The following is an 11,129-nucleotide window of genomic DNA, read 5'->3' as shown; positions in this document are numbered from 1 at the left end:
GCGGACACCGGCGCCGCGCGCGGGAGGCGGGCAGCCCCACCCGGTCGGACCCGGGTGGGGCTGCCCGTCGGCGCCGCGAAGGAGCTGTGCGGAGCCTCAGAGTGCGAGCTTCTGCCCCGGCACGATGAGGTTCGGATCACCGCCGATGACAGCCTTGTTGGCGGTGTACAGGGCGTGCCAGTCCTGACCGTGCTCGGCTGCGATCCGGCTCAGGGTGTCGCCGCGCTCGACGGTGTAGTCACCACCGCGGGCGCCGCTGCGATTGGCGCGGGACGGTGTCCGCTGAGGCGCCTTTGCCGGGGACGCCGCCTTGAACGCGGCCTTCGCCTTGGCTCTGGTCCTGTTGGAGGAGGACTTGGAGCCGGAGGACTTGGAGCCGGAGGACTTGGAGCCGGAGGACTTGGAGCCGGAGGACTTCGACGCCGAGGACGAGTGCGTCCCGGCCTTGTGGGCGGGCGCCTTGCCGGACGCCCCGGCCCGCGCCGAGCAGGTGGGCCATGCGCCCCATCCCTGCGCCCGCTGGACCTTGGTCGCGACGGCGATCTGCTGCCCCTTGGTCGCCCGGTCCGCGGTGGACGCGTACGCCCCGCCGCCGTAGGCGCGCCAGGTGCCGGCGGAGAACTGGAGCCCGCCGTAGTAGCCATTGCCTGTGTTGATGTGCCAGTTTCCGCCGCTCTCGCATGCAGCGATGCGGTCCCATACCCCACTGTCCGCAGCCTGGGCCTCGCCCGTGGCGCTCAGCAGAGCCAGCGGCGCCATCAGTGCGGCACCGACCAGTGCCGCCGTGTCACGCCTGCGCATGGAACGGGAACTCGTGAACATCAAATCCCTCTCAAAGGACCCGGGGTTCCTCGAAGCGGAGCGGACTTGGACGCATCCGGCGTCGTCGTCCGCCCGCCCAGCCCGCCTGAGGCGGTGGTGCTCCGGTGGTGCTGCGGCCGCACTGGCTGTGCGGCCGGGCGGGCTGTCCCGGGCGGTGCTCTCTGCACACGGCGGTGAAATCTAGGGAGCGCAGGGCACTGGTATCAACCAATCCCTTGTCATTCCAGGCCAGTTGCCTGTTACTCGGAGTAGCGGCGAAATCCAGCCACCCACTTGATTCCCTGATTTCATGATTTGTCCACCAGTGGGCCGAGGGACCTGTGACCCGGTTCACCGGACCAACTTCCGCACACCCAGCGGTTGCTGACATGGAGTAATCAATTCCGCCGGTCTGCTCACGCATTGCGCCGGATGGTTCGATTCCGTTCCTCCTCGCGCGTGACTCCGGCCACAGATCACCCGTTGAGTTCTTTACGAGCCGGGACCCTCCCGGCACATGTATCAAGTCCGACAAGTCCGAGGAGCCACCCGTGCCGCGCATGCTCGACGTCAGCGAGGACGTCCGCGCCGAGATCGGTGACGAAGAAGCCGACCGGCTGCTGGCCGGCGAGAACGCCCCGGGCAGCTATGACTGCACCTCATGTCGTACCCCGGGCGACTCCGAGCAGGAACGCACCAGCACCGTGCTGTTCGTCGGCGAGGAGACCGCCGTTCTCGCCTTCGCCCATGCCACCTGCATCCCCTCGCAGGTCGTCCAGGTCGCCGAGGACCAGCTCCAGGGCGCCGTACGGTCCATCACCGGTGAGGAGCCGGCCGCCCCCGGCGCTCCGAAGCAGGCCGTCCTCGGCATCACCAGCGGTCTGGTGCTGATCGACGGCGAGTTGCACCCCGCCCTGGTCGTCGAACCGACCGCGCCCATCGCCCGCCCCGGCACCACCGGCAACGGCGGGGACGACTTCCTGCCGCTCCTCATCGAGCAGGGCTTCGTACCCATCTCCGAGGTCAGCGCCCGGCCGGCCGGCCAGCTGCCCGGCTGGTCCGTCCTGGTCGCCATGGGCCAGCTGCACGCCGTGCTCCAGCCCGGCACCGGCGGCGGGAGCCCGGTCGCCTGGTGGCAGGCTCATCAGCCGCTCCAGGTCACCGAGGGCTGGCGCGCGGCGGCCAACAAGTCCAACACCGTCCTGGTGTTCGCGGCCCCGGTCGGCTCGATCGGCCAGCAGCCGCGCGAGGACCTGCTGCGCGACGCGCTGGAGAGGGCAGCGGCGGGCGGCCGACTGGTGGCCGCGACGATGCCCCTCGCCGGCACCTGAGCCGCTCCGTCGGGCAGATGAGGCACGCCGGGGGTGCACGCCCGCACCCCCGGCGTGCCTTTCCTCATGTCCGCACGTACCCGGAGGAATGCGGCGGGGTGCAGACCGCATCCGACCGACCGCCGTGTCGTTGCAGGTACGTGCACTCATACGACCCCTCCCGCCAGCGGTATCAGAGTCAGATCCCCGCCATGCGCCCCGCGCGTGACGCGATGGCAGACCCGTCGCCCACGCCGATCTACGACGCGCTGTACTCCGAGTACCGCAGGGCGTTCAAGGCGCTGCCGGGCGATCGGAGCGGGGAGGAGGATCTCGACTTCCGGGGCTTCGGCACGGGGCTGCACAACAGCCGCGGGGCAACCGGTGGGCAGCTGAGCCACCCGCACCATCCGGGGACGGGGTGGCAGCCGTACACACCGGGCAGGCCGCAGCAGGGCACGCACGTGCCGGCCGCGCTGCCCCCGGCCCCCCGCCGGGGCATCTGAGCCAACGGCGCTGCCCCCGGACCGGTCACCGGTCCGGGGGCAGCGCCGTTCACGTCATTCCCTCACGTCATGCAGTCACTTCTTGCGGCCGCGCTTCTCGCGCACGCGCACCGAAATGTGGATCGGGGTGCCGTCGAAGCCGAACTCCTCACGCAGCCGACGCTCGACGAAGCGGCGGTAGCCGTGCTCGAGGAAGCCCGACGCGAAGAGCACGAAACGTGGCGGCTTGGTCCCCGCCTGCGTGCCGAAGAGGATGCGGGGCTGCTTGCCGCCACGGATCGGGTGCGGGTGCGAGGCGACGATCTCACCGAGGAAGGCGTTCAGCCGGCCGGTGGGGACACGCGTCTCCCAGCCCGCGATCGCGGTCTCGATCGCGGGGACCAGCTTCTCCATGTGACGGCCGGTGACGGCCGAGACGTTGACCCGCGGCGCCCAGGCGACCTGCGCGAGCTCGGTCTCGATCTCGCGCTCCAGGTAGTAGCGGCGCTCCTCGTCGAGGGTGTCCCACTTGTTGTACGCGATGACCATGGCGCGGCCCGCCTCGACGGCCATGGTGATGATCCGCTGGTCCTGGACGCTGATGGACTCGCTTGCGTCGATCAGGACGACCGCGACCTCCGCCTTCTCGACGGCGGCGGCGGTGCGCAGCGAGGCGTAGTAGTCCGCGCCCTCCTGGAGGTGGACGCGGCGGCGGATGCCGGCCGTGTCGACGAACTTCCAGGTGACGCCGCCGAGTTCGATCAGCTCGTCGACCGGGTCACGGGTGGTGCCCGCCAGTTCGTTGACGACGACACGGTCCTCCCTGGCCACCTTGTTCAGGAGCGAGGACTTGCCGACGTTCGGACGGCCGATCAGGGCGATGCGGCGGGGGCCGCCGACGGCGTTGCCGAAGGTCTGGGCCGGGGCCTCGGGAAGGGCCTCCAGGACGGCGTCGAGCATGTCGCCCGTACCGCGGCCGTGCAGCGAGGAGACCGGGTGCGGCTGGCCGAGACCGAGCGACCAGAGGGCGGTGGCGTCGGCCTCGCCGCTCGGTCCGTCGACCTTGTTGGCGCAGAGCACCACGGGCTTGCCCGCCCGGCGCAGCAGCTTGACGACGGCCTCGTCGGTGTCGGTCGCGCCGACCGTGGAGTCCACGACGAAGACGACCGCGTCGGCGGCCTCGATCGCGTACTCGGCCTGGGCGGCGACGGAGGCGTCGATACCGAGGACGTCCTGCTCCCAGCCGCCGGTGTCGACGAGCTTGAAGCGGCGGCCCGCCCACTCGGCCTCGTAGGTGACACGGTCGCGGGTGACGCCCGGCTTGTCCTCGACGACTGCCTCACGGCGGCCGATGATGCGGTTCACCAGGGTCGACTTGCCGACATTGGGGCGGCCGACGACGGCGAGAACGGGCAGCGGACCGTGACCGGCGTCGCCGATCGCGTGCTCGACGTCCTCGATGTCGAAGCCCTCTTCCGCGGCGAGCTCCATGAACTCCGCGTACTCGGCGTCGCCAAGTGCTCCGTGCTCGTCGCCGGAGTGGATCTGGTCGTTCATGAAGTGCTTACCTCGTTACGTTGCATCATCGGTGCGGAGACACTCTGGGCTCCGCCGCGTGGCCGATCGCACGATCCACCACTCAAGTCTTACCTAGCGCCCGGTGAGGCGCTTGGCGTTTTCCAGGTGGGCGGTGAGCCGGTCCTGGATGCGTACGGTCGCCTCGTCCAGCGCCTTGCGCGTACGGCGTCCGCTGCCGTCGCCCGCCTCGAAGGCGTCGCCGAAGACGACGTCGACGCGGCTGCGCAGCGGAGGCAGTGCCCGTATCAACCGTCCGCGGCGCTCGGTGCTTCCCAGCACCGCCACCGGGACGATCGGGGCGCCGGAGCGCACGGCGAAGTACGCGAGGCCCGCGCGCAGTGAGGCGAAGTCTCCCTCGCCCCGGGTGCCCTCCGGAAAGATCCCGAGGACCCCGCCGTTCGCCAGCACGCCGAGCGCGTTGGTGATGGCGGTGCGGTCGGCGCCCGTACGGTCCACCTTCACCTGACCGATTCCCAGCAGGAACGGGTCGAGCGGGCCGACGAACGCCTCCTTCTTGATCAGGAAGTGCACGGGCCGGGGCGCGGTGCCCATCAGCATCGGACCGTCGAGTGCGTGCGAGTGGTTCACGGCGAGGATGACGGGCCCGGCCGCCGGAAGCCGCCAGGCGCCGAGCACCCGCGGTCTCCACAGGCCGTACATCAGGCCGATGCCGATGCCCCGCCCGATCGCCGCGCCCTTCTCGGACGGGAGGCCCTTCTGGGACGGTTCGCTCACCGTGCCGCCCGCTTCTCCTCGACGAGGGTGACGACACATTCGATGACCTGCTGGAGGGTCAGGTCGGTGGTGTCCACCTCGACCGCGTCGTCCGCCTTGGCGAGCGGGGAGGTCTTGCGGCCGGCGTCGGCCGCGTCCCGCTTGATCAGGGCTTCCCTGGTGGTGGCGATGTCGGAGCCCTTGAGCTCGCCGCTGCGGCGGGCGGCGCGGGCCTCGGGCGAGGCGGTCAGGAAGATCTTCAGATCCGCGTCCGGCAGGACGGTGGTACCGATGTCGCGCCCCTCGACGACGATGCCCTTCTCGGCAGCCGCCGCGATGGAACGCTGCAGCTCGGTGATCCGGGTCCGCACCTCGGGCACCGCGCTGACCGCGCTGACCTTGGCGGTGACCTCCTGCGTGCGGATCGGCCCGGAGGCGTCCTCGCCGTCGACCGTGATGGCGGGCGCGGCCGGGTCGGTGCCGGAGACGATGGCGGGCTTGCCGGCGGCGGTCGCGATCGCGCCGGGGTCCTGGGTGTCGACGTCGTTGCTGATCATCCACCAGGTGATCGCCCGGTACTGGGCGCCGGTGTCCAGATAGCTGAGCCCCAGGGCGGCGGCGACAGCCTTGGAGGTGCTCGACTTGCCCGTGCCGGAGGGGCCGTCGATGGCGACGATCACGGAATCCACGGTGTCGGACACCTTCCTGAGTACGCGGAGAGGGCAGGCGGAATTGCCGGGGGGCCCGCAACAAGGTTACCGAGTGCTGAGGCCGCCTTTTACACACGGACGGCGGCACCCGTCCGAAGGACGGTGGGTCATGCGCCGGCGGCCCCGCCCGCAGCCCGCTACTGGCGGATCGACCAGCCCCGTTCCCTCAGGGACGCCGTCAGGACCGTCACCGCCGACGGCTCGACCATCAGCTGGACCAGGCCCGCCTGCTGGCCCGTCGCGTGCTCGATCCGGACGTCCTCGATGTTCACGCCCGCACGGCCCGCGTCCGCGAAGATCCGGGCCAGCTCGCCGGGCTGGTCGCTGATCAGGACCGCCACGATCTCGTACGACGCGGGTGCCGCGCCGTGCTTGCCCGGGACCCGGACACGGCCCGCATTGCCCCGGCGCAGGACGTCCTCGATGCCCTCCGCACCCCCCTGGCGCTTGGACTCGTCCGAGGACTGCAGGGCCCGCAGCGCCTGGACGGTCTCGTCGAGGTCGGCGGCGACCCCGGCGAGCACGTCGGCGACCGGGCCCGGGTTCGCGGTGAGGATCTCGACCCACATCCGGGGGTCGGAGGCCGCGATCCGGGTGACGTCGCGGATGCCCTGGCCACAGAGCCGTACGGCCGTGTCGTCCGCCTCCTCCAGACGCGCCGCGACCATCGAGGAGATGAGCTGCGGGGTGTGGGAGACGAGGGCGACCGCCCGGTCGTGGGCGTCGGCGTCCATGACGACGGGGACGGCCCGGCACAGGGCGACCAGTTCGAGGGCGAGGTTGAGCACCTCGGTGTCCGTGTCGCGGGTGGGGGTGAGCACCCACGGGCGGCCCTCGAAGAGATCCGCCGTCGCGGCCAGCGGGCCCGAGCGTTCCTTGCCCGACATGGGGTGCGTGCCGATGTAGGACGACAGGTCCACGCCGAGCGCTTCCAGCTCGCGGCGCGGGCCGCCCTTGACACTGGCCACGTCGAGGTAGCCGCGCGCGACCGAGGCCCCCATCGCCTCGGCGAGCGCGTTGGCGACGTGCGCCGGCGGTACGGCGACGATCGCGAGGTCGACCCGGCCCTCCGGCGGCTCGTCCGTCCCCGCCCCGAGCGCGGCGGCGGTACGGGCACGCTCGGGATCGTGGTCCGCGAGGTGGACGGCGACGCCGCGCCCCGCGAGGGCGAGGGCCGCGGACGTACCGATCAGTCCGGTTCCGATGACGACGGCGGTTCTCACTGGGCGATGTCCTTGCGCAGGGTGGCCGCGGCACCGAGGTAGACATGCGCGATCTCCGACTTGGGCAGATCGCACTCGACGTGCGCGAGTATCCGCACGACGCGGGGCATGGCCCCGACGATGTCCAGCTCCTGGGCGCAGATGAGGGGCACGTCGACGATGCCGAGCTTGCGCGCCGCTGCGGCCGGGAAGTCGCTGTGGAGATCGGGCGTGGCCGTGAACCAGACGCTGATCAGGTCGTCAGCGCCGAGTCCGTTCCGCTCCAGGATGGCGGTGAGCAGGTCGCTGACCTGCTCGTCCATGTGTCCGGCCTCGTCCCGTTCGAGCTGGACGGCTCCACGGACCGCTCGTACCGCCACGGCATGCTCCTTCAGTGTGCGAGTGCTCCGTTCAGCGTAGTCAAGCCGCCGGGGCACACGAGCGCGGCGACCGCCCTCCGAGACGGGGCGTCGGGAGGGGCGACGGCCGCGGGCGACGTGACGCGGGGGGCGGGTGCCTCGGACCGTCGCTGTCCGATGAGGGCGAACGGGCTGTACGGATGCCTGCCCGAGCCCCGGACACGGTCGATGTGACCCCGGAGCGGGGTAGGCCGCCACCTGGGGGGACCCGCCGGGCGACCGGCCTTGCGTTACAACTGACGGCATGCTCTTTCATGTCGTTCCCGCGGACGAATGGACGGCGGACATGGAACGTCCGTACGCCCCGGCCTCCCTCTTGGGCGAGGGCTTCGTGCACTGCTCGCCGGACGGGCCGGCCGCGCTCGCCATCGCCGACGGCCCCTACCGGGACGTGCCGGACCTGCTGGTCCTCCAGATCGACGAGAGCGTGCTCGGCGCCGAGGTCCGCTGGGAGGGCTCCGAGGACATGCTCTTCCCCCATGTGTACGGGCCGATCGAGCGGACAGCGGTCACCGCGGTGTTCGCGGTGTGCCGGGACTCGGACGGGCACGCCAGGGAGCTCACGCCCTGGGCGTGAGGGAGCGCACGACTGGACGCGGCGCTGCGGGAGCGGTTGCATGAGAGGTCTGCGCACGCCCCACCGCTCGGGGAAGGACGCCGATGAAGCCATCGGGACCGCTGTTCACCCTGCTGGCCGGTCTGCTGCTGGGCGTCTTCATGCTGTCGCTCAACGCCACGACGGGGAAGAACACCACGGCCTCCGCCTACGGGGACACCGCGACGCCCACGCCGGCCGCTTCCGCCCCGGCACCGTCACAGACGCCCGCGCGGACCCCGTCGCAGACGCCCTCACCGAGCCCATCGGCCACCGCGGTGGCCGATGCCGAGTACGCGGGCCGCACCAACGACGACGCAGCCGCCGTCTCCGTGTCCGTACGCGGCCGGAAGGCGATCGGGTACTACTGCGACGGCCGCAGTCAGGAGTCCTGGCTCAAGGGCGATGTCGAGGACGACGGCAGTCTGCGGCTCACCGGCGCGAACGGCGCGCGGCTCGACGGCGTCCTGCGGGCCGGGAAGATCGCGGGTACGGTCGTGATCCAGGACCGGACCCGGAAGTTCAGCGCTGCCAGGGCGGTCAAGCCGTCCGGCCTGTACCGCGCGACCGCAGAGGTGCGCGGCGCGAGGATCGACGGCGGCTGGATCGTCCTGCCGGACGGCCGCCAGGTCGGCATCGTCACCCGCGACGGCAAGCCCGCCGCCGCGCCCCGGATCGACCCCGCGTCCGGTGTCGTCACGGTGGACGGCACCCGGCTCACCGCCCGCCCCGTCGTCCCCTGAGGTGCGTCATGAGCTTCGGTCCTCCCGTCGACCCCAACGCCCGCACCACCTCGTTCCCGGCAGGGTCCGGCGGTCGGTCCCGGCCTGGTGCGGGGCGCTTCCTCGTCCCCGCGCTCGTGGCCGCCGCGGTCGCGGTGGCCCTCGGGGCGTACGGAAAGGTGCACGACCCGGCGGGCACGGCCTTCAACCTCGCGGGCTTCAGCAGTACCGGGGCCGTCAAGTCCTGGCTGGCCACGGGAGCCTTCGCGTTCGCCCTCGTCCAGCTCGTCTCGGCGCTGGCGATGTACGGACGGCTGCCGGGCCTCAGAGCGGTGTCCTGGACCCCCGCGCTGCACCGCTGGTCGGGACGGATCGCGTTCCTGCTGGCCGTGCCGGTCGCCGTCCACTGTCTGTACGCACTGGGCTATCAGACGTACGACTCACGCGTGATGTGGCACTCACTGGTGGGTTGCTTCTTCTTCGGAGCTTTCAGCGCCAAGATGCTCCTGCTGCGGGCGGAAAGGCTGCCCGGCTGGCTGCTGCCGGTCGTCGGCGGAGCGGTCTTCACGGCCCTCACGGTGATCTGGCTGGCTTCGGCGCTGTGGTTCTTCCGCACGGTCGGGGTCACGACGTAGGGAGACAGCCATGGACGCGCGACGACGGACGGTGCTGGCGGCGGGTGCCGCGGGTGCCGCCGCTCTGGCGGCGGGGTGCAGCAAGTACGGGGACGACCAGGGCTCCGCCGCGTCCGAGGAGCCCTCATCGGCCGCGCCGAGCAGCGAGCGGAACGCCACATCGGGCAGCGGTACGCAGGGCCCCGGGAAGCCCGCGGGCGAGGAGCTCGCCAAGACCTCCGACATCCCGGTCGGCGGCGGCACGGTGTTCAAGGACCAGAAGGTCGTGGTGACCCAGCCGGTGTCGGGCGACTTCAAGGCCTTCTCCGCGATCTGCACCCATCAGGGCTGCACGGTCAACAAGGTCGCCGACGGCACCATCGACTGTCCCTGCCACGGCAGCAGGTTCAGTATCGAGAGCGCCGAGGTCGTGGGCGGGCCCGCCCCGAAGCCGCTGCCCCCGAAGCAGATCACGGTGTCCGGGGACACCATTGTGCTGGCGTAGGGCCTCCCCGCCCTCGCGTAACCTCTCCGGAATGACCCCGGAAGACCTGGTGCGCGACCACACGATCTACTCCTGCGTCATGGGTTCCCGGGCCTTCGGACTCGCCACGGACGGCAGCGACACCGACCGGCGGGGCGTCTTCGTCGCCCCCACACCGGCCTTCTGGCGCTTCGGCAAGCCGCCGACCCACGCGGACGGCCCGGCCGAGGAGCAGTTCTCGTGGGAGCTCGAACGGTTCTGCGAGCTGGCCCTTCGCGCCAACCCCAATGTCCTGGAGTGCCTGCACTCGCCTCTCGTCGAACGCATCGACGACACCGGTCGGGAACTGCTGGACCTGCGCGGGGCGTTCCTGTCCCGCACCGCCCATCAGACCTTTGTGCGCTATGCGGTGGGCCAGCGCCGGAAGCTGGACGCGGACGTGCGGCAGCACGGCGCCCCTCGCTGGAAGCACGCCATGCACCTGCTGCGGCTGCTCGGCAGCTGCCGGGACCTGCTGCGGACCGGCGAGCTGGTGCTCGATGTCGGTGCGGCGCGCGAGCGGCTGCTGGCGGTCAGGCGGGGCGAGGTGCCGTGGCCGGAGATCGAGGCGTGGATGACCCGCCTCTCCGACCAGGCGGATGCCGCTGTGGCGGGCTCCCCGCTCCCGGCGGAGCCCGACCTGGCGCGGGTCGAGGACTTCCTCTTCCGTACCCGCCGGGCGTCAGCGCTCCAGGCGTACGCGGACCACGAAGTCGCGCAGGGCGTTGTAGGCGGTGGGCTCGCCGGGTAGCGGGGTGGCGAGCCGCGCCTCCTCCAGGGCGGCGTGCAGCGCGTCCACGTCGGCGCGCGCCCGCCCCGGGTCGACTCCGGCGGCGGGTCCGTGTTCGGCGTCGGCCTTGGCCGCGATCAGCCCCGGCAGCCCGCCCGGTGCGTCGACCTCCCCGAGGAGCGTGGGCAGATGGGCCTGAACCTCGCCGCTGCGCATCAGATGGATGCCGGTGAGCAGCGCGCGGAAGGTGTACAGCAGCGGCTTCAGCTCCCCGGTCTTCTCGTAGAGCCGCCACTGGGTGTTGGCGAAGCCCCGGTAGTGGTGGGCGTGGTGGCTGGTGAGCACGCCCGGGGCGAGCGCGGTCAGCTCCGCGTGCGCGTCCGAGGTGTGCACCACCAGCGGGGACAGCAGTTGCTCCAGCACATAGCCGTTGCGCCGCAGCATCAGCCGTACGAACTTCCGTACGTCGTGCGTGACGAGGTCCATCTCGACACCGTCGCGGTCCCACATCCGCGACCTGGTCTCGTCCGGCTCGCCCAGTCCCAGGAGCTCTTCGACGGGCAGCAGATGGACCCCGCGCAGATCGACGTCCGAGTCACGGGAGGGGAATCCGTACAGATGCGCTCCCGAGACGGTGGCGAAGAGCAGCGGGTCGGGCTGTTCGGCGACGACCGGAGCGAGCTCCATGGCCAGGGGGTCGGTCGAATGCAGTGAACCTGTCATGGA

General features: G+C 71.4%; 14 protein-coding genes. 7 read left to right on the top strand and 7 right to left on the bottom strand.

Translation table 11 applies throughout. The annotated features are described in order from the left end of the window. Window positions 1-96: 96 nt before the first annotated feature. A complete protein-coding gene (locus tag OG293_RS28900; protein ID WP_406001711.1) occupies window positions 97-801 on the bottom strand; it encodes a transglycosylase family protein in 705 nt (234 codons plus the stop codon). Between the two features lie 551 nt (window positions 802-1,352). Here OG293_RS28900 and OG293_RS28895 point away from each other — a divergent pair. Both OG293_RS28895 and OG293_RS28890 read left to right on the top strand, forming a co-directional pair. Further along, a complete protein-coding gene (locus tag OG293_RS28895) occupies window positions 1,353-2,132 on the top strand; it encodes a hypothetical protein (protein ID WP_406001710.1) in 780 nt (259 codons plus the stop codon). Between the two features lie 191 nt (window positions 2,133-2,323). Then, window positions 2,324-2,617, top strand: coding sequence for a hypothetical protein (locus OG293_RS28890; RefSeq protein ID WP_406001709.1), 294 nt, complete (start codon window positions 2,324-2,326; stop codon window positions 2,615-2,617). 75 nt (window positions 2,618-2,692) lie between these two features. On the opposite strand, the gene der is transcribed toward OG293_RS28890, so the two are convergent. The 5 genes from der to aroH all read right to left on the bottom strand — a co-directional run bounded on the left by der (window position 2,693) and on the right by aroH (window position 7,180). After that, a complete protein-coding gene (gene der, locus OG293_RS28885) occupies window positions 2,693-4,153 on the bottom strand; it encodes a ribosome biogenesis GTPase Der (protein ID WP_406001708.1) in 1,461 nt (486 codons plus the stop codon). 93 nt (window positions 4,154-4,246) lie between these two features. Continuing rightward, window positions 4,247-4,948 carry a lysophospholipid acyltransferase family protein gene (locus tag OG293_RS28880; protein ID WP_406001707.1) on the bottom strand — a complete coding sequence of 234 codons (702 nt, stop codon included), beginning with the start codon at window positions 4,946-4,948 and terminating at the stop codon, window positions 4,247-4,249. Continuing rightward, a complete protein-coding gene (gene cmk, locus OG293_RS28875) occupies window positions 4,906-5,589 on the bottom strand; it encodes a (d)CMP kinase (protein ID WP_406001706.1) in 684 nt (227 codons plus the stop codon). Before cmk ends, OG293_RS28880 begins: the two co-directional genes overlap by 43 nt. Before the next feature lie 146 nt (window positions 5,590-5,735). Continuing rightward, window positions 5,736-6,821, bottom strand: a complete 1,086-nt coding sequence (locus OG293_RS28870; RefSeq protein ID WP_406001705.1) for a prephenate dehydrogenase — start codon at window positions 6,819-6,821, stop codon at window positions 5,736-5,738. Further along, window positions 6,818-7,180 carry a chorismate mutase gene (gene aroH, locus OG293_RS28865; RefSeq protein ID WP_406001704.1) on the bottom strand — a complete coding sequence of 121 codons (363 nt, stop codon included), beginning with the start codon at window positions 7,178-7,180 and terminating at the stop codon, window positions 6,818-6,820. The genes OG293_RS28870 and aroH overlap by 4 nt, the downstream gene beginning before the upstream one ends. 283 nt (window positions 7,181-7,463) lie before the next feature. On the opposite strand from aroH, the gene OG293_RS28860 reads away from it, so the two are divergent. From OG293_RS28860 to OG293_RS28840, 5 genes are all read left to right on the top strand, one after another. Continuing rightward, window positions 7,464-7,796, top strand: coding sequence for a DUF952 domain-containing protein (locus OG293_RS28860; protein ID WP_406001703.1), 333 nt, complete (start codon window positions 7,464-7,466; stop codon window positions 7,794-7,796). A gap of 83 nt (window positions 7,797-7,879) precedes the next feature. Then, the gene (locus tag OG293_RS28855) at window positions 7,880-8,557 is read left to right on the top strand and encodes a hypothetical protein (protein WP_406001702.1); all 678 of its coding nucleotides are present in this window, start codon (window positions 7,880-7,882) and stop codon (window positions 8,555-8,557) included. A gap of 8 nt (window positions 8,558-8,565) precedes the next feature. Further along, complete coding sequence (locus OG293_RS28850; RefSeq protein WP_406001701.1) at window positions 8,566-9,171, top strand: DUF6529 family protein; 606 nt, start codon at window positions 8,566-8,568, stop codon at window positions 9,169-9,171. 10 nt (window positions 9,172-9,181) lie between these two features. Further along, window positions 9,182-9,655, top strand: coding sequence for a Rieske (2Fe-2S) protein (locus OG293_RS28845; protein ID WP_406001700.1), 474 nt, complete (start codon window positions 9,182-9,184; stop codon window positions 9,653-9,655). 31 nt (window positions 9,656-9,686) lie between these two features. Continuing rightward, a complete protein-coding gene (locus OG293_RS28840) occupies window positions 9,687-10,424 on the top strand; it encodes a DNA polymerase beta superfamily protein (RefSeq protein ID WP_406001699.1) in 738 nt (245 codons plus the stop codon). On the opposite strand, the gene OG293_RS28835 is transcribed toward OG293_RS28840, so the two are convergent. Beyond that, window positions 10,356-11,126: a DNA polymerase beta superfamily protein gene (locus tag OG293_RS28835; protein WP_406001698.1), complete on the bottom strand. Its 771-nt coding sequence runs from the start codon at window positions 11,124-11,126 to the stop codon at window positions 10,356-10,358. The genes OG293_RS28840 and OG293_RS28835 overlap by 69 nt on opposite strands. Window positions 11,127-11,129 lie beyond the last annotated feature (3 nt).

Source organism: Streptomyces sp. NBC_00829 (genome assembly GCF_045161795.1).
In the GTDB taxonomy this organism is placed as follows: Bacteria; Actinomycetota; Actinomycetes; order Streptomycetales; family Streptomycetaceae; genus Streptomyces.
The sequence above is the reverse complement of the archived record's forward strand: the minus strand, read 5'-3'. Positions and strand labels throughout refer to the sequence as shown.

Bases quoted from the DNA above. Each gene is read 5' to 3' on its own strand.
- OG293_RS28850 (WP_406001701.1), top strand. From the start codon at position 8,566: ATGAGCTTCGGTCCTCCCGTCGACCCCAACGCCCGCACCACCTCGTTC.
- OG293_RS28840 (WP_406001699.1), top strand. From the start codon at position 9,687: ATGACCCCGGAAGACCTGGTGCGCGACCACACGATCTACTCCTGCGTC.
- der (WP_406001708.1), bottom strand. From the start codon at position 4,153: ATGAACGACCAGATCCACTCCGGCGACGAGCACGGAGCACTTGGCGAC.
- OG293_RS28860 (WP_406001703.1), top strand. From the start codon at position 7,464: ATGCTCTTTCATGTCGTTCCCGCGGACGAATGGACGGCGGACATGGAA.
- OG293_RS28890 (WP_406001709.1), top strand. From the start codon at position 2,324: ATGCGCCCCGCGCGTGACGCGATGGCAGACCCGTCGCCCACGCCGATC.
- OG293_RS28880 (WP_406001707.1), bottom strand. From the start codon at position 4,948: ATGTGTCGTCACCCTCGTCGAGGAGAAGCGGGCGGCACGGTGAGCGAA.
- OG293_RS28900 (WP_406001711.1), bottom strand. From the start codon at position 801: ATGCGCAGGCGTGACACGGCGGCACTGGTCGGTGCCGCACTGATGGCG.
- OG293_RS28835 (WP_406001698.1), bottom strand. From the start codon at position 11,126: ATGACAGGTTCACTGCATTCGACCGACCCCCTGGCCATGGAGCTCGCT.
- OG293_RS28855 (WP_406001702.1), top strand. From the start codon at position 7,880: ATGAAGCCATCGGGACCGCTGTTCACCCTGCTGGCCGGTCTGCTGCTG.
- OG293_RS28845 (WP_406001700.1), top strand. From the start codon at position 9,182: ATGGACGCGCGACGACGGACGGTGCTGGCGGCGGGTGCCGCGGGTGCC.